Genomic DNA, 20,872 nt, shown 5'->3' with positions numbered 1-20,872 from the left:
ATTTAAACTAGAATATAAACGTAATAAATTTAATAGGTAAAATATCATGACAAAAAATGTGATCAAACAACTACAGGAACGTGGGCTGATTGCTCAACTTACCGATGAAAAAGCGCTAGTAGAACAAATTGAGCAAAATTCAATTGCGCTTTATTGTGGTTTTGATCCAACTGCAGATAGTTTACACCTCGGCCATTTAGTCCCATTACTTTGTTTAAAACGATTTCAGTTAGCAGGCCATAAGCCTGTAGCTTTAGTCGGTGGGGCAACAGGATTAATTGGTGATCCAAGTTTTAAAGCGGTTGAACGTAAACTTAATACTGAAGAAACAGTGGTTGAATGGAGTGAAAAAATTAAACAGCAAGTTTCTCCATTTCTTGATTTTAATTGTGGTGAAAATGCAGCCATTGTTGCCAATAACTATGATTGGTTTAGTGGTATGAATGTACTGACCTTTTTACGTGACATTGGCAAGTACTTCTCGGTTAATGCGATGATCAATAAAGAATCAGTTAAACAACGTATTGATCGCGATGAGGCGGGGATCTCATTTACTGAATTTTCTTATAGTTTATTACAATCTTATGATTTTGCTTGTTTGAATAAATCGCATGATGTTGTTTTACAAATTGGTGGTTCTGATCAGTGGGGTAATATTACTGCTGGTATCGATTTAACCCGTCGCTTACATCAAAAACAGGTTTATGGTTTGACTGTACCGCTAATCACTAAATCAGATGGTACCAAATTTGGTAAAACAGAAAGTGGTGCAGTATGGTTAGATCCGAAAAAGACAAGCCCTTATAAATTCTATCAGTTCTGGATCAATACGGCAGATGCTGATGTGTATCGATTCTTAAAATTCTTTACATTTATGCCATTAAGTGAAATTGATGCATTGGAAGAAGAAGATAAAAATAGCGGTGTTGCGCCAAGAGCTCAATATGTGCTTGCTGAACAAGTTACGCGCCTTGTTCATGGTGAAGAGGGTCTGGTTGCGGCAAAACGTATTACAGACAGTTTATTTTCTGGTAAATTAGCTGACCTATCAGAAGCTGATTTTGAACAATTAGCTCAAGACGGTATGCCAACGCTAGCCGTTGATTCGGAAGTTGATTTACAACAAGCGATCGTTAATGCACAGTTTGCTCCTTCAAGAGGGCAGGCAAGAACGATGATTGAATCTAATGCTATTTCTATTAATGGTGAACGTAATACAACAACAGATTACCGTTTTGCTGATAGCGATAAGCTCTTTAATCGTTATACTTTACTTCGTCGTGGTAAAAAATATTACTGCTTGTTAATTTGGAGCTAATTTCATGAAAAATATTTTATCGATTCAGTCTCATGTGGTATTTGGTCATGCTGGAAATAGTGCAGCTGAGTTTCCTATTCGTCGATTAGGTGTCAATGTTTGGCCTTTAAACACCGTACAATTTTCTAATCATACTCAATATCGCCAATGGACTGGAACGGTAATGTCGGCGTCTCATTTAACCGAGATTGCCGATGGGATCAATGAGATTGATGAATTAAAACGTTGTAATGCGGTGTTAAGTGGTTATATGGGTTCGCCAGAGCAAGGTAATGCCATTATTGAAATAGTTAAAAAAGTAAAAGCTGTCAACCCTGATGCCATCTATCTTTGCGATCCTGTAATGGGACATCCAGAAAAAGGATGCTTTGTTGCTCCTGGGGTATCTGAATTTTTATGCAATACAGCACTGCCTATGGCAGATATGATGGCACCAAATATCTTAGAACTTGAAGAGCTAAATGGCAAACAACGGATTAATAATGTTGACGAAGCAATTTTAGCTTGTCGTGAGCTATGCAAAAAAGGACCTAAAGCTATTTTAGTTAAACATTTAAGCAGAGCTGGTTATAAAAATGATCGTTTTGAAATGTTGCTTGTAACTAAAGACGAAGCATGGCATATTGATCGTCCATTAGTTGATTTTGGCGTAAGGCAACCAGTTGGTGTTGGCGATATGACTAGCGGGTTATTTTTAGCTAATATTTTACTGGGGAAATCATTGGTTGAAGCCTTAGAACATACTACTTCAGCTGTCTATGCTGTTATGCTTGAAACGTTAAGACAAGATGAGTATGAGTTACAATTAGTGGCAGCACAACATGAAATTGAAAAACCAACACAATGGTTTAATGCAAAAAAAATTGATTAGTTGTAGAATATGTAAAGAAGGTGTTTTACAGCGGTTAGTATTAAGTTTATGAGGGGATAATGGACAATATTTCACTAGGAGTGATGCTCACTGATTTACGAGAACAAATGGGATTAACTCAAGATGATATTGCCAATAAAATTCATGTGCGGAAAACGGTAGTTGCTGATATCGAAAAAGACCAATTGCCTCACGCCCCTCTTGTTTTTGTAAAAGGTTATATTCGATCTTATGCCGATATTGTCGGTTTACCTGTTGATCAGTATCAACCTTATATTGATGAGTTAACCCAACAATCTAAATCTCAGCAAAAGAAATACCAAACGCAAGCATTTATAACTAAAAAGCCAGGAAAGCTCCCCTTTATTTTTATTGGCTTATTTATTCTTTTTTGTGCTCTCGGTATAACGTTATATTATGTGAATAAAGAAAGTAAAAATAACCTTATTGAAGTAAGCCATTATATTTCACCATCCCCATCTACTCGTGTTAATAGTTAGCAAATTTTCTTATTCTCATACAGACATTTGTCTTAAATCTTGTTAAGATTGCTGGCTAGTTATTTTGTAATATAGTTAAGAGTGTATGAGCCATCAAGATTCGCCAATTTTTAGACGAGAATCTACCCGAATTTATGTCGGTAATGTCCCTATTGGTTGCGGAGCGCCAATTGCGGTTCAATCGATGACAAATACTCGTACCACTGATGTAGAAAAAACCGTAGCCCAAATTCAAGCGCTTGAGCGTGTTGGTGTGGATATTGTGCGCGTTTCCATTCCAACGATGGATGCAGCAGAGGCATTTAAATTTATTAAACAACAATCCAAAGTTCCGCTCATTGCTGATATTCATTTTGATTATCGTATTGCTTTAAAAGTGGCGGAATATGGTGTTGATTGTTTGAGAATTAACCCTGGTAATATTGGTAATGAGTCAAGAATTAGGGCTGTTGTTGATTGTGCCAAAGATAAAAATATTCCTATACGCATTGGTGTTAATTCGGGTTCGCTGGAAAAAGATATTCAAGAGAAATATGGGGAACCAACACCAAAAGCGATAGTTGAGTCAGCAATGCGCCATGTTGATATACTTGATAGGTTTAATTTTGATCAGTTTAAAGTGAGTGTAAAAGCTTCAGATGTATTTACTGCAGTGGATGCTTATCGATTGTTAGCGAAGCAAATTAAGCAACCATTACATTTAGGTATAACTGAAGCCGGTGGCGTGCGTAGTGGTGCTATTAAATCGGCGATTGGATTAGGGTTATTGTTATCAGAAGGCATCGGCGATACGCTCCGAGTATCTTTAGCCGCAGATCCTGTTGAGGAAGTTAAAGTCGGTTTTGATATATTAAAATCACTGCGTATACGGTCTCGGGGTATTAATTTTATTGCATGCCCAACCTGTTCTCGCCAAGAGTTTGATGTGATTAATACAGTCAATATACTAGAACAGCGATTGGAAGACATTATTACACCAATGGATGTATCTATTATTGGTTGTGTGGTCAATGGTCCAGGGGAAGCATTAGCTTCAACTATGGGAGTTGCTGGCGGTCATAACAAAAGTGGTTTTTATGAAGATGGTGTGCGTATTGGCCGTATCAATAATGAACAGATGATTGATGAATTAGAAGCTAAAATTCGTGCTAAAGCATCCATGTTGAAAAATAGAATTGCAGCAACTGAATTATAATTTTACTAAATAGCGAATAAATAAATGACTGAGAAAAAGATCCAATCAATACGAGGAATGAACGACTTACTTCCAACAGATAGTGCAAGTTGGCAACAAATTGAAAAAATTGTCAAAGGCGTATTAAATAGCTATGGTTATAACGAAATTAGAACACCGATTGTTGAAGATACGGCACTATTTAAGCGAGCTGTTGGTGAAGTCACTGATATTGTTGAAAAAGAGATGTATACTTTTAACGATCGTAATGATGAAAGTATAACGCTGCGCCCAGAACTCACCGCAGGTTGTGTTCGTGCGGGGATTGAGCATGGTCTTTTTTACAATCAAGAGCAACGCCTTTGGTATTTAGGACCAGCTTTTCGTTATGAAAAACCTCAAAAAGGACGTTATCGCCAATTTCATCAATTTGGTGTAGAAGTATTTGGACTAGAGGGTCCAAACATTGATGCGGAGCTTATTTTATTAACAGCTCGTTTTTGGAAAGCGCTTGGTATTGAACAATATACTTCTCTTGAGCTTAACTCAATTGGTTCGTTAGAAGCCAGAGCCAATTATCGAAATGCACTCGTTGCTTTTCTTGAACAATATAAAGATAAATTGGATGAAGACTGTGTGCGTAGAATGTATACTAATCCATTACGCGTACTTGATTCAAAAAATCCAGTGGTACAAGAGCTACTAAACCAAGCTCCTCAACTATTTGATTATATAGATGAAGAGTCCGAAATTCACTTTGAAGGTTTATGTCGATTATTGGATAATGCTGGAATCAAATACAATATTAATCAAAGATTAGTTCGTGGGTTAGATTATTATAATCGTACTGTTTTTGAGTGGGTCACAAGCAGTTTAGGTGCTCAAGGTACCGTTTGTGGTGGTGGTCGTTATGATGGTCTGGTCAGTCAACTGGGTGGTCAACCAACACCAGCTGTTGGTTTTGCCATGGGCGTTGAGCGTTTAGTGTTATTAGTTCAGGCGGTTAATCCAACATTAAATTGCGATAATTCGATTGATATTTATATGATATCATCTGGTGATGAGAAGACAATTGCAGCCACACAGAGTGTTGCTGAGCTGTTGCGTGATGGTCTACCTGATTGGCGAATTATGACAAATTACGGTAGTAGTAATTTTAAGAAACAATTTGCTAAAGCCGATAGGTTAGGTGCTAAAATAGCTGTTATCATTGGTGAAAATGAACTAGCTAATCATTCAGTAATGATTAAAAATTTACAAACAGGCGAACAAGTTGAAGTTGCACAAAAAGACGTAGTTCAAACTTGCTTGTCAATTAAGTAAAAAATAGGAGAAAAACGTGAGTCATCAATTATCGAGTGAAGAACAACTTGAAGAGATAAAGGGCTTTTTTGCTAAAACATGGAAAATTATGGTTGCGGTTCTTGTGATCGGATTATTCGCTTTTTATGGCTGGCGTTATTGGCAATCTTGTAAAGCTGAAAAAGCGATAGAATCATCAGATAAATATGAGCAATTACTTACTCAATTAGATGATAATAAGCCAGATTCAGTTAATGAATTGATTTCTTTTGCGAAAGATGACGATACTATTTACAGTGTGTTTGCGAATTTACGCGCTGCAAAATTTTATGTTGAAGTATTAAAAGATTACCCTGGTGCACAAGCATTATTATCTGATGTATTAAAGAAAACCGATTCAGAGCCTGTCAGAACCATTACCCATATTCGTATTGCACGCTTACAGTACCAACAAGGTCAATATCAAGACAGTTTAACATCGTTAAGCAATGTAACAAGCGAAAGTTGGGGAGCTGTTGTTAATGATATCCGTGGTGATGTGTTAGTTAAAATGATGCGTTATGCAGACGCAGTTAACGCTTATAACGTTGCTCTAACTTCTAATCCAACCAAAGATTTAGAAGGAAATATTAAAATGAAGTTGAATCAAACTGAATATTTGCAATCAAAACAACAAGTTGAACAAGAAGCCCAAGCAGCTAAAGAAAAGGCAGAACAAGAAGCTAAGGCAAAACAAGCTGTAACTGACGAAAATAAAAATTAATTATCCTGCGATAAGGGGCTATACAATGAAGTTATCAAAATATCTTTTTACTGGTGTTTTAATGTTTTCACTTGCTGGGTGCTCTTTATTCGGTGGGGACGAAGAAATTGTTCAAATTTCACCTTCACCGAAAGTGGATAACCAATTTTCTATCCAACAAGTGTGGAAAAATAGTACGGCTGGCAATACTCATATTTACTCATTATTAGGACCAAGTAATTATGATAATGCTATTTATGTCGCCAGTCGTAGTGGACAAGTTAAAGCCATTGATTTAGCTAGCGGTAATACTATATGGGATGTAAATTTATCTCAAAGTACCTTTTTTAGTAGTAAAACAGCACTATTTTCAGGGGGCGTAAGTGCCGATGATAAATATGTCTATGTAGGTAGTGAGCGTGCTGTTGTATATGCATTAGATCGCTTAGATGGGAAAGTGGTCTGGGAAAAACCTGTAAAAGGTGAAGTGCTTGCTCGCCCTGTATCTTCTCAAGACAAATTAATTATTCATACAGCAAGTGGTATTTTGCAAGGTCTTAATCGCGATACCGGTGATAATTTATGGGATGTTTCTTTCGAAGTTCCTGCACTGTCGTTAAGAGGTAACTCTACACCAACGATTGCCCATGGTGCAGCCATTGTTGGCGATGATAATGGTCGAGTAAATGCTTACTATATTAACGACGGCCAATTAATTTGGCAGCAACGTATTTCTCAGCCATCAGGCTCTACTGAAATTGCTAAATTAAATGATGTTGACTCTAGTCCTGTAGTTGAAGGTAATTTAGTCTATACTGTTGGTTATAATGGTAGTGTTGTTGCACTCGATTTAAGTAATGGTCAGCCTGTTTGGCACAAAGAACTTGGCTCTATTCATAACTTTGCGGTTGATACACATCAATTATTTGTTATTGATCAAAATGATAATGTTCAAGCGATTGCTAAGAACAGTGGGGCTGAGCTTTGGACTCAAACAAGTCTTTTACATCGCCAGTTAACAGATCCTGTTATCTACCAGAATTATGTTGTATTTGGTGATTTTGAAGGTTATTTATATTGGTTGAATGTTGAAAATGGCGAAATTGTTGCTAAGACAAAAGTCAGTAGTAGTGGATTAATTTCGAAACCATTAGTTGTGGATAATAAAATTATTGTTCAGGCTAAAAATGGTGATATTTACGCATTCACAAAAAAATAAAGTAATTGAGAATAAATATGATACCTGTTGTCGCACTAGTTGGTCGTCCGAATGTTGGAAAGTCGACTTTATTTAATCGATTAACTCGAACTCGAGATGCCTTAGTAGCTGATTTCCCTGGATTAACGCGTGACCGTAAGTATGGGCGCGCAGAGATCAAAGGGCATGAATATATCGTCATTGATACTGGTGGTATTGATGGCACCGAGGATGGGGTTGAAAGCTTTATGGCTGAACAATCCCTACAAGCAATAGAAGAAGCAGATATTGTGCTTTTTTTAGTTGATGCAAGAGCTGGTGCTATGCCTGCTGATCATGCCATTGCTAAACATCTTCGTTCTCGTCAAAAAGCAACATTTTTAGTTGCTAATAAAATTGATGGTATTGATGCTGATAGCGCTATTTCTGATTTTTATAGTTTAGGATTAGGTAACATTCATCCGATTGCAGCAAGTCATGGTCGTGGTGTTAATGTGTTAATCGAAACGGTATTAGATCCTATTTTTCATTTTGAAAATGATCAGCATGAGGTTTTGTCTGATGAGCCTACCGATGATGAGCTTCTTGATGCTTATGATGATGTTGAAGATGATGCTGAGTCACTGATTAACCAGCCAATCAAAGTTGCTATTGTTGGTAGACCGAACGTTGGTAAGTCAACACTCACTAATCGAGTTTTAGGTGAAGAACGCGTCGTTGTCTATGATATGCCGGGTACGACGCGTGACAGTATTTATATACCTATGACACGTGATGATCGTGAATATGTCATGATTGATACCGCAGGTGTTCGTAAACGCGGAAAGGTTACCGAAACTGTCGAAAAGTTTTCAGTTATTAAAACATTACAAGCAATTGAAGATGCTAACGTTGTTATTTTGGTTATAGATGCCAGAGAAGGTATATCTGATCAGGATTTATCATTACTTGGTTTTATTATTAATAGCGGGCGATCACTTGTGATAGCCGTTAATAAGTGGGATGGTTTATCTCAAGATATCAAAGAGCAAGTAAAGTCAACGTTAGATGATCGGTTAGATTTTATTGATTTTGCACGTGTACACTTTATTTCGGCACTTCATGGCAGTGGCGTTGGTAATTTATTTGATTCCATTCAAGAAGCCTATGATTGTGCAACGCGCCGAGTTAATACCGCTTTATTAACCAAGATTATGCAAATGGCGCAAGACGATCATCAGCCACCTTTGGTTCGAGGGCGTCGCGTTAAATTAAAATATGCACATGCGGGTGGCTATAATCCTCCAATTGTGGTGATTCATGGTAATCAAGTTGAAGATTTACCTGATTCTTATAAGCGCTATTTAATGAACTACTTTAGACGATCGTTAAAAATTATGGGGTCACCAATTCGAATTCAATTTAAAGAAGGAGCCAACCCATTTGAAGGGCGTAAGAATAGTTTGACGGCTTCTCAACAACGTAAACGTCGCCGTTTAATGAAACATGTACGAGGTCGTAAATAGCTGATGACAACAAAAAAGAGCGTTGATGGTGGCGGGCAAGAAGGTATTTGCCCAAAATGCCATAATAAAATGAGTACTGTGTCGCCACAACATTACGACTGTCCTTATTGCAAACAGCATTACCTAGAACAGTATGTCTGCCCCATTTGCCAGCAGAGTGCTCAAATGGTTAAAGGTTGTGGCGCTATAAACTATATTTGTCACACTGATGGCTTAATCTCCAGCAGTAAAGTGATATTTCATTATTTACCAGAATAGAAAATTGTATCTATATTTAAAGCCATAAGAGGTTATTTTATGCGAATTATTTTATTAGGCGCACCAGGAGCAGGAAAGGGAACTCAAGCACAATTTATTATGCAAAAATACGGTATTCCCCAAATTTCAACGGGTGATATGTTACGTGCAGCGGTAAAAGCGGGTACGCCTCTTGGTTTGCAAGCAAAAGAGTTAATGGATGCAGGTAAATTGGTTACCGATGAGCTTGTTATTGCATTGGTTAAAGAGCGTATTGCGCAAAGTGATTGTGCAAATGGGTTTTTATTAGATGGCTTTCCACGTACCGTTCCGCAAGCAGATGCAATGAAGGCGGCTGGCATTAACGTTGACTATGTACTTGAATTTGATGTGCCCGATGCAGTGATTATTGATCGTATGAGTGGCCGTCGTATTCATGCTGCTTCAGGTCGTGTTTACCATATTCGCCATAATCCGCCAAAGGTTGAAAACATTGATGATGTGACAGGTGAGCCCCTCACCATTCGCAAAGATGATAATGAAGAGATCGTTCGTAAACGCCTTGTTGAATATCATGATTTAACTAAACCACTTATTAATTATTATCAGCATGAAGCAAAAGAGGGACGCACAAAGTATTTCCGTGTTGATGGAACACAGCCTGTCGCTCAAGTAACAGAACAATTAGCGAAAATTTTGGGATAATTCGTTATCGATTAAAAGCGCAAGAGGGTTAACATGATCTTGCGCTTTTTTAATTCATTAGGTTAATTTTTCTATTTATACAACAATAAACTAAAAGACAAGATATCATAAACTTCACTAAAAAACATTCAGAAAAGTTATTGATTTTATTAAAGTTTTTATTTTTGGTAAAATATGGATTTTACTCAATTTTTTAGCTATCGGATTGATTCAACTCAACCTATTTTATAATCAATAGAGAGCCTTATTTGTGAAAATAAGACTCTATTTTTAATAAAAAATAAAATATTATAAAACCATTCTAACAATATCGATTTCGCTTAATTCTTTATAAAGATTTTCAACTTGATCAATATGAGTGGCATTAATAGTAATTGACACAGAATGATAATTACCTTTGCTACTTGGTTTAATTGATGGCGTATAATCACCAGGAGCGTGGCGTTGAATCACTGATACCACTTTGTCTACCAGCTCTGGCTTTGCTTCTCCCATGACTTTATAGGTAAAAGAACAAGGAAACTCTAATAATTCATTTAATTTTGTTTTTTGCATAATTGTATTTTTCTCACTTAATTGGAGCAATGTATCAGTAAGACTACTAAGAATAGTCACTATATATAGGCAATTTAGTCTTCTTCAAGTAATGAAATATAAACATTGCTTTTTAAAGGCTATAATTTGATCTATGATAAGAAAATTCTAACAGCTTGATAAATGTATCTTGCTATTCATTCTCTATAAGGTTAATACAATATGTTATCTCAGCTCAGTGATAAAGAACCTTTCGGAACATTATTAGGTTATGCGCCAGGTGGCGTTGCCATTTATTCTTCTGATTATGAAACATTGGATCGAACCCAATACCCGACTGATGCATCATTTCGTAGCTATTCTGGGTATGAGTATATGGGATATAAATGGCAATGTGTTGAATTTGCAAGGCGATTTTTATTCTTAAATTACGGTATTGTATTTACTGATGTGGGTATGGCTCACGAAATTTTTTCACTACGCTTTTTAAGGCAAGTTGTTAACGAAGCCATTTTACCTTTACAGGCGTATGCTAATGGCAGTAAAAAAATACCAGAAGCAGGATCTTTATTGATATGGGATGATGGCGGTGTATTTGATAGAACAGGTCATGTCGCTGTTATTACTGAAGTGTTTGAAGATAAAATTAGGATAGCTGAGCAAAATGTAATACATACCCGCTTACCCATTGGGCAACAATGGACGCGCGAACTTAAAATGACAGTGAGCAATGAGGGCTATCAATTACATGATACGTTTGATGACACGAAAATCTTAGGTTGGATGATTCAAACTGACAAAACCGAATATACTTTACCACAACCAACAATTCCTAAGCCTTTACTGGAAATCCACAGTGCTCATATTAAAAATGAAAGCCAATTTGCTAAAAAATGGTTAAATGAATCAGACCCATTAGAAAGTGCGTATGTATTAGCAGCAGGTCATGCGATTAGCCATGATGATCAATATCGTTATTTCACCATTTCAGAAAGTGCCGAACAAGAGTTAATTCGGGCAACAAACGAATTACATTTAATGTATTTACATGCTACCGACAAGGTGTTAAAGGATAATAATTTATTAATTAATTTTAATGTTCCTGAAATATTATGGCCAAGATTACGTCTTTCTTGGCAGCAACGCCGTTATCAAATGATTACTGGACGATTAGATTTCTGTATGGATGAGCGTGGCTTTAAAGTTTATGAATATAATGCCGATTCGGCCTCTTGCCATACGGAAGCGGGGCATATTTTACAAAAATGGGCAATCCAAGCGGGATTAACCCGAGGAACTGATCCTAGTTGTGGCCTACTTAATTCTTTAGCTAACTGTTGGGTGCATAGTGACGCCGAACCTTTTGTTCATATTATGCAAGACAATGATAGTGAAGAAAATTATCATGCACTATTTATGCAAAGTGCTCTTACTCAAGCTGGATTTAGTAGTAAGATTTTACGGGGCCTTAATGGGCTATGTTGGGATAAACGTGGGCGGCTTGTGGATGATGAAGGCCGTCAAGTAACTTGTGTCTGGAAAACATGGGCTTGGGAAACGGTTTTAGAACAGCTTCGAGAAGAAAGTGAAGCACAAGTTGCTGGGTTACCTATTCGTACAGGGCACCCTGAAAATTCAGTGAGATTAATTGATGTATTATTACGGCCAGAAGTGTCTGTTTTTGAGCCATTATGGACGGTTATTCCAAGTAATAAAGCTATTTTACCTGTGTTATGGTCATTATTTCCTAACCACCGTTACTTATTAGAATCGACTTTTGAACTTAATGAAAACCTAATTAAAAAAGGTTATGCTATTAAACCGATCGCAGGACGGCGGGGTAGCAATATTGAATTAGTGAATAGTAAAGAACAAGTGCTTGATAAAACACAGGGTAAATTTGTAAAACAAGAAAACATCTATCAAGAATTATGGTGTTTACCTAAGGTCGATGATCGATATCTACAGTTATGTACTTTTACTGTTGGTGGGCATTATGGCGGTGCTTGTTTACGGTCAGATCCTACATTGGTTATAAAAGGTGAAAGTGATATGCAACCATTACGCGTTTTAACAGATGATGAGTTTATAAAGTGAGTTTTTATAAAGAGGTTGCAGATAATTTATACGTTTTAGTATAAAACAGAAATAATAGCAATTGTGCTTATTGGATAAAATTAACCGGATAATCGCGTGGCTTTTTTAAAATAATTTTTATATAACCTATTATTTTTTATGATGAATTGATTGTATTTTGAGTTAAAAAACAGACGAAAAGCTCATAATATCGGCTAGCAAACCAATTACAACATTCAAGTTTTTCTGTTAGAATTGATATAATCCTATAAAAAGATAAATAAAATTAAGGAATAAAAAGGAATATATGGCAAATACATTACTTCGAAGTGGTGATATCAAAGATTTCAAAATGTTAGGGCATGATGGTAAGGCTGCCTATCTCGTTGCAACTCAAATCCGCGAAATGTTTCGAGTTAAATTAGGTAAGCAATATGCTGATTGTTTAGCTATCCCCCAACGTAATGATCAAGGCAATATTATTGATTGGTATATTCCTTTTGACTCAGACCAGCCTGATGGCCAATATTATATCGTACCTTGGAGCTCTGCTAGCGAGTCTGAGCAAGAATCAGCACTAACTTTGCTTAGAGAATTTGAACATAAAGTGATGAATTTCGGTAAGCAACTAGCGAGTAATCCTAATTTAGAAGGGGATCAACTCCTTTTTAGCCGCCTTATTTATGATCCCAAAAATAATGCCGACAGCGCTGAGCCTAATTTGATGGCGATACGTTTTCCAAGTAATCAATTTGTTTATATCGTTAATGACAAACCCGTTATTACTTTTTGGGGATTTGTTTATCCGCAAACACCTCAAGTTAATTCTCCATTCTATTGTTTAGAACCCGCAAAAAAAGTTGCATCAACAGCAACGGTGCCTCCAGTTCAGACACCTATTAATAATAAACCATGGTGGAAGCGTTGGTGGATATGGTTACTGGGATTATTACCTTTATTGTTGCTTTTGCTAGCATTGTTTTTATTGCGTGGTTGTTGGTTAAAACCTGAAATATCGATTAATCCAAATTTGTCTTTAGAAAATGCTCCAATTAATCAAGCAGAAAAAAATGAACAACAAGATGAGAAAAAACCTAACGTTGCATTAAAAACTGAGCCAAAAGATGTCGTTGTAGAAAATCGGTTAGGCGCGACCAATAACGTGATACCAAATGACACAGCTTTAGGTGATACGAATAATGTTAATCGTGTTCCTACTAATGCTGATGCAACTGGTGATTCGGTTGATCATCCTGTACCAGCTGATAGCACAAATGATGATAAGAATACTCCAAAACCAGATGCTAAAGATAATGAAAATGGGTCGGTACCATCTCCAGATCTGGATAAAACTGATGGAAAGGATGAAAAATCCAATGTTCCCGATCCGGATAAAAAAGATAATGTTGACGAGAAAAATAGCCAAGATGGCACTGACCAAACGACTTCTCCAACCGATAAAAATAATAAATCAGATTCGACTTCAGCTGCTGATCAGGCTGACCATTTAGCTTTGCCTACTGATGCAATCAAGCAAGGAACCACCGATTTCTTAAATGGTCAATGGTCTGCAAACGGGGGGATCCAAGATAAAGCTACCGGCAAGCCATTGCAATTAAGTTATAACTTTAATGATGGCAATGGTGAAGTGACTATAACACGTAGTGATGGTGTAAAATGTACAGGTAATGTTAGCACTGGCATTAAAAACGCTAATTTAGATATAACAGGTAACACTGAGGCTGTTTGTAGTGACAATACCAAATATCAATTACCAAAAATTCAATGTACGCAAGGCAAGGATAATAAAGCCAATTGCCAAGGAATTTATAATAATGGGACTGCATTCCCAATAACGATGAAAAAACAATAAAGGTTGTATATGCTTCCAGAATTACGCAATTATGGTCAAGAAGTGACACTTATTATGAATAGCGGTATTCAGTTTCTTGACTTTGCTCTTAAAATTGATTGGAAAGATAACTATTGGCGCAATAGAGTTAATGGTAACTTTATTGATCCCTCCGAAAGTGGCGCACTGATTAGATTGATTGAAGATGTGGATAATGGTCAATTTTTTTCGCCAGATAATCCAACATTTGCCGTTAATCCAACACAAGAAATAAGTGTTGAGCAATCGTTAAAATTATACGACGGTATTTGGTTACCAGTGCCTGTTTTACGCTCAATACCGCCTGAACGCTTTGATAAAGGACCTCATAACTGGAGCCGAGTTCGAATTGTTAGTATTCCTGAGGGGGAAGATCCCGATGGTAATACACATCGAATTACTTTTGCTTTTGATACAAAAGTGTTTGCTAATTTACAAGATGTGGCTTACCTTGCACCAACGGAAAATGATGTAATGACTGGTGCCGTATTTAGTTTAGCACATCGTTCAGATCACATTTCCTGGTATTTAGAACTAAAATGGATCACCAATTGGTTAATTGATCTTTTTCAAGAGTTGGCGGGTGATCCCCAGCGCTTAAAAATTCACAGAGATGATCTTAATATAGAGATGAAAAATAAAGCTTATTATGGTCATTATCTTAATATCATCCATTTACTTGCCGACTCATTACATTTACCGACAATTAAAATTGTCTCAAATACTAAAAATGATTTGGTGAAATCAATTCCTGTTGACATGATTTTAGATGTAGGAAATTCTCGCACTTGCGGCATTTTAATTGAAGATCATGTTCAAGATAAAGATAGTTTAAACCATCGTTATGAGCTTGAAATTCGGGATTTAACGCAACCAGAGCATATTTATAATGAACCATTTGAAAGCCGAGTAGAATTTTCCCAAACCTTTTTTGGTAAAGAGCATTTTTCTTTGCAAAGTGGGCGACGAGATACGTTTCGTTGGCCAAGCATTGTTCGTGTTGGTCAAGAAGCAAGCCGGCTTGCCAGTAGGCGGGAGGGCAATGAGGGGGCAACTGGGCTTTCAAGTCCAAAACGTTATTTGTGGGATCAAGATAAATACGAACAAGGTTGGCGTTTTAACTCTCATTATGTCAAAAGCGATCATGAACCGTTTGCAACCGCAGAGCCTTTTTCAAGTTTAATTAATGAATATGGGGAAGCGTTACACATTCTTAGCAATGATATTCAAGAAGAATATGATCGCAAAATGCCCGTTTTCCATCCAAAATATTCTCGCAGTTCTTTGATGACATTTATGCTCTGCGAAGTATTAATGCACGCATTAATGCAAATCAATAGTGTTGCCCAACGTAATAAACTTGAACATGCTAAAACACCGCGTAATTTACGTTCAATTATTTTAACGATTCCTCCAGCGATGCCTAAGCCTGAACAAGCTATATTCAAAAGCTGTGTATATCAAGCAATCGGCTTGGTTTGGAAAAGCCTTGGTTGGGATAGTTCAGATGACAATATTGACTTCAATAATCCAGAGCAATTACAAAGTGTTTGGCCAAATATCCCTGAAGTTTATATTCAATGGGATGAAGCAACGTGCGGTCAAGTTGTGTACCTTTTTAATGAGACACAAAATAATTATAATGGACGTAGTGAAGAATTTATTGCTTCCATGATTCGCCCAGACAAAGAAAATAAACAAAAACTGACCATTGCAACGGTTGATATCGGCGGTGGTACAACCGATTTAGTCATTAATGATTATCAATTAGACTACGGCGTCAGTGCACAAACCAATAGTAGTAATGCCTATATCGTACCTACACAACGTTTTCGTGATGGATTTAAAGTTGCTGGTGATGATATCTTGCTTGATATTATCCAAGATACCGTGTTAACGGCTTTAACAATTGGCTTAAAACAAGCGGGCATTGCTGACCCGAATCCAATTTTATCCACAATTATTGGTTCGCAACAACTATCTATACAAGATGCAGTATTGCGTCAGCAACTTACTTTACAGTTATTTACGCCTGTTGGTTTACAAATATTAAAAGCGTATGAGCTTTACGATCCGTTACACGCAGAACAGCATGTGTATCGCTCTACCTTTAGGGAATTATTACACCATAACATTATGACGGATAACGTGCTTAGTTTTATTAATGATCCAATTAAGCGCGCATTAAACAATCCTGATTTTTCGGTGCTTGATTTAACTATCGAAATTAACTTAAAACGTATTCATTATTTGTTTATTCGTGGTGATTATTACAATATTTGTAAAACCTTTGATGCACTATCGGAAATTATTAGCTGTTATCAATGTGATGTGCTTTTATTAACTGGTCGCCCTTCGCGTTTACCAGGTATTCAAAGTTATTTTCGATCACGGTTATCAGTACCTGCTGGGCGAATTTTACCATTACACGGGTATCACACCGGTAGCTGGTACCCATTCCATAAACAAGAACGTATTGATGATCCTAAAACGACAGCCGCAGTGGGAGCTATGCTGTGCTTTTTAAGCAAGAATTTACGATTACCTAATTTCTATTTTAGATCATCTAATATGGATTTATATTCAACTGTTAAATACATTGGGCTGCTAGATAATTTGAATATGATTAAAAAGGAAAATGTCTATTACCAAGATATTGACTTGGATAATCCTGATTATGATTTTCCTGAACTATCATTTGAAATTAGAGGAACCACAAGGCTTGGATTTAGGCAGCTTGAAGTTGACCGTTGGCCTGCATCGCCTATCTATATTTTGACAATTGAAAATAGTGACGTGGCTAAACGATTGAGTGCTGAAGGTGTGGTGTTACAAGTGACTTTAGGTATAAAGAACAAACAAAAAATGGTTGAAAATTTTTATATTAAAGATTTAAAAGCCTCTGATGGGCGGGCTTGTAATAAAAATCAGGATATTAAACTCAGCTTAAACACAATGGTTAACTCTGGTTTAATTAGTGCACAATATTGGCTTGATAGTGGAATGATAAAACGATGAATAACTTAAATGAACAACTTCCTAAATCTTGGGATCAGGTCTATCAAGCGTCCGCAAAGGCTATTGAATGGGTGCATCAAACACGTCATTCATCCAAACGTTTAAATAGTGAAGCCGATAATTTAATTCTGGATTTGCGCCGTTTGCGTAATAGTGCAAAACGATTAGGTGATGTTTCTGCCAAATCTGTTGCAGTTGGTTTTTTTGGGTTATCACAAGCGGGCAAATCTTATCTTATTTCAGCATTAGCCGCTGGTGAAAATGGTAAACTTGAAACCATTGTGGATAATGAAGTTCTCGATTTTATCGATCACGTTAACCCAGTCGGAAGTGGCAAAGAGGCAACAGGCCTTGTTACCCGCTTTAGCCGTATTGCCAAAGGTGGTATACCTAACTATCCATTAGAATTGAAATTATTTAAAGAGATAGAAATTGTCAAAATCTTGATAAATGCTTACTTTAAGGATTTTGATCAACAAAAAGTCTCCAATAAAATTGAGTTAGTACAGCTAAATCAGTTGATTCAACGTTTAGAAACTAAAAAACAGACCAGTTATGTAGGTGGCGTTAACGAAGACGATATTGTTGATCTTTATGACTACTTATCTGAAAACTTTGGCAATTCCCTTGATGAGTTGAAAGGGGGATATTGGGAAAAAGTCATCCTTTTGCTCCCTTACTTACCAATAGCTGAGCGAGGGGAGTTATTGGCTGTTTTGTGGGGTGGGCTTGCCGAGCTCACTACAATTTATACTCAATTAGCCACAACACTATCGAGTTTAGGTCATGTTGAAACTGTGTATGCGCCACTTTCTGTATTAGTTAAAGATAATAATGGCACTAAATCACAAATTGACAGTATTATGAATGTTGATATTCTTGAACGATTGAACACTAATAAAGATTCATCAGTGACCATAACGCCGTTCAATGGAGTGCCGACAGATATCTCTTTAGCTCAACTGGCTTTTCTAACCGCTGAATTACTCTTCCCTTTAGTTAATAAAACCAGAGTGCCAACATTTGAAAACGTCGATTTGCTCGATTTTCCTGGATATCGTGGTCGCTTAAACTTGGTTTCAGTTTCAGATGTTAAAGAAGGTAACCCTATTGCTCAGCTTTTATTGCGAGGCAAAGTTGCTTATCTTTTCGAAAAATACACAGATAGCCAAGAAATGAACGTGCTAGTTGTTTGCACTCCGTCAGATAAACAATCTGATGTTAATGATGTAGGTCCCGTTCTTGAGCGTTGGATTGATAAAACTCAAGGTGAAACTGCTGAAAAAAGAGCCACTAAAAAAGCGGGTTTATTATGGGCAATCACTATGTTTGATAAACGCATTGGTACCTCATTAACACTATCAGAAGATAATCTTAAAAATAGTTGGGGTAAAGGTGGTTTGCTACAACAAACTATTTTAGAACGCTTTGGTAGTTATGATTGGCTAAGTAACTGGTCCAACGAGCATAAATTTAATAATGTCTTCTTAGTTCGCAAACCTGGATTTGATGTGCCGTTTTTAAATGTCGATTCAAAAACTAGCCAAGAACAAGCTTATAATGAAAATTATCAAGATAAAATGAATGTATTAAGAAGCACATTTATTCAAAATAGTGATATTAAAGAATATGTTTTTCAGCCAGAGGAAGCGTGGGATGCTATGCTAAAACTCAATGATGGCGGTATAGGGCGAATTAGTCAATATTTAGAACAAGTTGCTATAACTGAAGTTAAACAACAGCGGATTGTTGAACAACTTAATGAAAAAATTGATTACATTATTAATATGCGTTTTGATACTTGGTATCAAGCAGATAGTAATGAAGAGCTCGTTAAGAAAAAACAAGTTATCGCTAATGTTGTTAAAGAACTACAAAATAAAGCTTTATTATTAGGCGAATTACTTAAAACGTTTGAATTACCCGATCAAACAATTCGAGCACTTTATCATTCTAATACGATAGAAAATGAAACACAGCAAGATAGTAATGATAATTTGTTAGATAATTTATCAAATGCTTTCGGATTAAATGCGGATTTTGAATTATTTTCTGATGTGAATTCATCGTTAACTACCAAACAAGCAACTATATTAACAACAGAATCAAAGTTTGCAAAAACGGTTTTTTCGGCATGGTTAGAGCATTTAAGAAATATCGTTTTAGATAAACATATTTTACAGTTTTTTGGAATTACTCAAAAATCACTTTCTTTTATTATAGAAGAACTTATTACTGCTGCGAATCGCATGAAACTTGAAGCAAGTTTAAGTGAGCATATTTTGAATAATGAAAATATGGGTAATAAACGTGATGATCTTGAGTCTAGGCAAATCAGTACTATTCATAATTTACTGGCAGACTTTATTGCTTGGTTAGGTTTTATTCAAGGTCAAGTAACTGATATACCAATGAGCAAAGTTAATCAAGGTAAGCCAATATTTTCTTCACCATTAAGTGAATTTAATGTTCAATCATCGCATTCATTACCAAAGCTAGACGATAATACTAAAAATTATTCTCAATATGCGATCTTTGATTGGTTTATTGCGTTTGCGGTGCTTGCGCAAGAAAATGTAGGCCACCATGCAGGGCGAGAAATTAGTCAAGAACAAAATAGTCGATTAGGCGAAATTCTTGGTTTTTTCAAGCAATCGCAGATTAATTAAAAATAAATAATAACGTATTGAATAAATATAGTAAATGAGCCTTTTTGAATAAAAGGCTTATCACTCGATAGAGTGAATGATGCTCAAAATGTGGGTGTAAAATAGAGGATATCATGGCATTAAGAATTGAATTAGACGGTTATAAACCCGGTGTTGCGAAGTTTTTAGCTCAAAAATGGAAAGGCAGTGCTGAAATTGATATGCTTATACAACGTAATCAGGATGGGTACTATTTATCTGATTTGAATCAGTGGGCTCCTGAAAAAAGCTGGCATACAGTTGAAAATATGTCTGTAGAGAATGAACAGCTAACAGGGCAAGTCAGTGAATGGTTGGTTGACACTTTGTTGTCACAGGGAAATCAGGTTCGTTTTCTTATACAAATTCGTGATAAACAAAATGAGAATTATATTGATGGCGGGGTTGTTAGTATTGCTGACACCGTGTTTGCATCAACGGCATTAAATGTGCAGGCAGCATTACCTAATGACGAACCAGTTATAGCAAAACCAGAATTAGCAAACGAATCTATTGTTGAAGAAGAGACGCCATTAATTGAAGAGTCCAGCATGGATACTGAGAAGACAATGCTGGCTGAACCTGTTGAAACGGAAACAATACCAGAGCCTGAACCTGAAATACCGCTTGAATCGGTTAAACCGAAAAGTCGCTTAGGATTAATCGTTGCTATTATAATTGGTTTTATGATGTTAATCGGGATTGCTTTTGCTACTTGGTATTTTTTCTTTTTCAAAAAGCAATCACAACCAATAACACCGGTGCAAATTAGTGCCCAATGCAGTTTAAATAATGGTTTTACCAATGACTTAACTTTTATTCAACAATGTTTACAAACCAAGCCAGAAGTTGATGCAATTATTCAGATAATTACTGAAGCTAAAAAAGCTGAAAAATGTAATATTGCTCAACGATTATATGCAAATCAAGCTCAGCAAAATGCGAAGATTGCTATACTTTATGCTAAAGAGTACGACGAGAAGTTTTATGAAAATAATAGTTGCTTTAAAGCAGATAAAGAAACCGCTATTTATTGGTATGAAACATCTTTGAATCATGATCCTGATAATACCTTAGCCAAAAATCGCTTAGCTGAATTGCAAAAATAGTGAGG

The 20,872-nt window shown here is 36.4% G+C and carries 16 protein-coding genes; 15 read left to right on the top strand and 1 reads right to left on the bottom strand.

Annotation, left to right across the window (positions count from 1 at the left end; genetic code table 11):
* The first annotated feature begins 46 nt into the window (after positions 1 to 46).
* From tyrS to adk, 10 genes are all read left to right on the top strand, one after another.
* A complete protein-coding gene (tyrS, locus tag A9G47_RS08325; RefSeq protein WP_218057043.1) occupies positions 47 to 1,318 on the top strand; it encodes a tyrosine--tRNA ligase in 1,272 nt (423 codons plus the stop codon).
* A gap of 4 nt (positions 1,319 to 1,322) precedes the next feature.
* Positions 1,323 to 2,189: a pyridoxal kinase PdxY gene (gene pdxY / locus A9G47_RS08320; protein ID WP_065568413.1), complete on the top strand. Its 867-nt coding sequence runs from the start codon at positions 1,323 to 1,325 to the stop codon at positions 2,187 to 2,189.
* A 59-nt stretch (positions 2,190 to 2,248) separates the two neighbouring features.
* Positions 2,249 to 2,689, top strand: a complete 441-nt coding sequence (locus tag A9G47_RS08315) for a helix-turn-helix domain-containing protein (RefSeq protein ID WP_065568412.1) — start codon at positions 2,249 to 2,251, stop codon at positions 2,687 to 2,689.
* Positions 2,690 to 2,774: 85 nt separating this feature from the next.
* Positions 2,775 to 3,884: a flavodoxin-dependent (E)-4-hydroxy-3-methylbut-2-enyl-diphosphate synthase gene (gene ispG / locus A9G47_RS08310; RefSeq protein ID WP_065568411.1), complete on the top strand. Its 1,110-nt coding sequence runs from the start codon at positions 2,775 to 2,777 to the stop codon at positions 3,882 to 3,884.
* Positions 3,885 to 3,908: 24 nt separating this feature from the next.
* Entirely contained in the window at positions 3,909 to 5,186 is a 1,278-nt protein-coding gene (hisS, locus tag A9G47_RS08305; protein ID WP_065642675.1) for a histidine--tRNA ligase, read from the top strand.
* A 16-nt stretch (positions 5,187 to 5,202) separates the two neighbouring features.
* Complete coding sequence (locus A9G47_RS08300; protein ID WP_065642674.1) at positions 5,203 to 5,928, top strand: YfgM family protein; 726 nt, start codon at positions 5,203 to 5,205, stop codon at positions 5,926 to 5,928.
* Between the two features lie 25 nt (positions 5,929 to 5,953).
* Positions 5,954 to 7,126 carry an outer membrane protein assembly factor BamB gene (gene bamB, locus A9G47_RS08295; RefSeq protein ID WP_065642673.1) on the top strand — a complete coding sequence of 391 codons (1,173 nt, stop codon included), beginning with the start codon at positions 5,954 to 5,956 and terminating at the stop codon, positions 7,124 to 7,126.
* A 17-nt stretch (positions 7,127 to 7,143) separates the two neighbouring features.
* The gene (der, locus tag A9G47_RS08290; protein ID WP_065568407.1) at positions 7,144 to 8,610 is read left to right on the top strand and encodes a ribosome biogenesis GTPase Der; all 1,467 of its coding nucleotides are present in this window, start codon (positions 7,144 to 7,146) and stop codon (positions 8,608 to 8,610) included.
* Positions 8,611 to 8,613: 3 nt separating this feature from the next.
* Positions 8,614 to 8,868 carry a YfgJ family double zinc ribbon protein gene (locus tag A9G47_RS08285; protein ID WP_065642672.1) on the top strand — a complete coding sequence of 85 codons (255 nt, stop codon included), beginning with the start codon at positions 8,614 to 8,616 and terminating at the stop codon, positions 8,866 to 8,868.
* A 39-nt stretch (positions 8,869 to 8,907) separates the two neighbouring features.
* A complete protein-coding gene (gene adk, locus A9G47_RS08280) occupies positions 8,908 to 9,552 on the top strand; it encodes an adenylate kinase (protein ID WP_065579715.1) in 645 nt (214 codons plus the stop codon).
* 288 nt (positions 9,553 to 9,840) lie between these two features.
* On the opposite strand, the gene ybeD is transcribed toward adk, so the two are convergent.
* Positions 9,841 to 10,107, bottom strand: coding sequence for a DUF493 family protein YbeD (ybeD, locus tag A9G47_RS08275; RefSeq protein WP_065568404.1), 267 nt, complete (start codon positions 10,105 to 10,107; stop codon positions 9,841 to 9,843).
* Between the two features lie 201 nt (positions 10,108 to 10,308).
* On the opposite strand from ybeD, the gene gss reads away from it, so the two are divergent.
* The 5 genes from gss to A9G47_RS08250 all read left to right on the top strand — a co-directional run bounded on the left by gss (position 10,309) and on the right by A9G47_RS08250 (position 20,867).
* A complete protein-coding gene (gss, locus tag A9G47_RS08270) occupies positions 10,309 to 12,183 on the top strand; it encodes a bifunctional glutathionylspermidine amidase/synthase (RefSeq protein WP_065642671.1) in 1,875 nt (624 codons plus the stop codon).
* A 286-nt stretch (positions 12,184 to 12,469) separates the two neighbouring features.
* Positions 12,470 to 14,035 carry an SrfA family protein gene (locus A9G47_RS08265; RefSeq protein ID WP_065642670.1) on the top strand — a complete coding sequence of 522 codons (1,566 nt, stop codon included), beginning with the start codon at positions 12,470 to 12,472 and terminating at the stop codon, positions 14,033 to 14,035.
* Positions 14,036 to 14,044: 9 nt separating this feature from the next.
* Positions 14,045 to 17,071, top strand: coding sequence for a virulence factor SrfB (locus tag A9G47_RS08260; RefSeq protein WP_065642669.1), 3,027 nt, complete (start codon positions 14,045 to 14,047; stop codon positions 17,069 to 17,071).
* Entirely contained in the window at positions 17,068 to 19,740 is a 2,673-nt protein-coding gene (locus A9G47_RS08255; RefSeq protein ID WP_065642668.1) for a putative virulence factor, read from the top strand. The genes A9G47_RS08260 and A9G47_RS08255 overlap by 4 nt, the downstream gene beginning before the upstream one ends.
* Before the next feature lie 113 nt (positions 19,741 to 19,853).
* On the top strand, positions 19,854 to 20,867 hold the full coding sequence (locus A9G47_RS08250) for a hypothetical protein (protein ID WP_065642667.1): 1,014 nt from the start codon (positions 19,854 to 19,856) through the stop codon (positions 20,865 to 20,867).
* Positions 20,868 to 20,872 lie beyond the last annotated feature (5 nt).

The sequence above is a fragment of the Gilliamella sp. WF3-4 genome (genome assembly GCF_001690275.1).
GTDB classification, from domain to species: domain Bacteria; phylum Pseudomonadota; class Gammaproteobacteria; order Enterobacterales; family Orbaceae; genus Gilliamella; species Gilliamella apicola_C.
The sequence above is the reverse complement of the archived record's forward strand: the minus strand, read 5'-3'. Positions and strand labels throughout refer to the sequence as shown.

Coding starts and splice junctions, on each gene's coding strand:
- tyrS (WP_218057043.1), top strand. CDS start 47: ATGACAAAAAATGTGATCAAACAACTACAGGAACGTGGGCTGATTGCT.
- pdxY (WP_065568413.1), top strand. CDS start 1,323: ATGAAAAATATTTTATCGATTCAGTCTCATGTGGTATTTGGTCATGCT.
- A9G47_RS08315 (WP_065568412.1), top strand. CDS start 2,249: ATGGACAATATTTCACTAGGAGTGATGCTCACTGATTTACGAGAACAA.
- ispG (WP_065568411.1), top strand. CDS start 2,775: ATGAGCCATCAAGATTCGCCAATTTTTAGACGAGAATCTACCCGAATT.
- hisS (WP_065642675.1), top strand. CDS start 3,909: ATGACTGAGAAAAAGATCCAATCAATACGAGGAATGAACGACTTACTT.
- bamB (WP_065642673.1), top strand. CDS start 5,954: ATGAAGTTATCAAAATATCTTTTTACTGGTGTTTTAATGTTTTCACTT.
- der (WP_065568407.1), top strand. CDS start 7,144: ATGATACCTGTTGTCGCACTAGTTGGTCGTCCGAATGTTGGAAAGTCG.
- A9G47_RS08285 (WP_065642672.1), top strand. CDS start 8,614: ATGACAACAAAAAAGAGCGTTGATGGTGGCGGGCAAGAAGGTATTTGC.
- adk (WP_065579715.1), top strand. CDS start 8,908: ATGCGAATTATTTTATTAGGCGCACCAGGAGCAGGAAAGGGAACTCAA.
- ybeD (WP_065568404.1), bottom strand. CDS start 10,107: ATGCAAAAAACAAAATTAAATGAATTATTAGAGTTTCCTTGTTCTTTT.
- gss (WP_065642671.1), top strand. CDS start 10,309: ATGTTATCTCAGCTCAGTGATAAAGAACCTTTCGGAACATTATTAGGT.
- A9G47_RS08265 (WP_065642670.1), top strand. CDS start 12,470: ATGGCAAATACATTACTTCGAAGTGGTGATATCAAAGATTTCAAAATG.
- A9G47_RS08260 (WP_065642669.1), top strand. CDS start 14,045: ATGCTTCCAGAATTACGCAATTATGGTCAAGAAGTGACACTTATTATG.
- A9G47_RS08255 (WP_065642668.1), top strand. CDS start 17,068: ATGAATAACTTAAATGAACAACTTCCTAAATCTTGGGATCAGGTCTAT.
- A9G47_RS08250 (WP_065642667.1), top strand. CDS start 19,854: ATGGCATTAAGAATTGAATTAGACGGTTATAAACCCGGTGTTGCGAAG.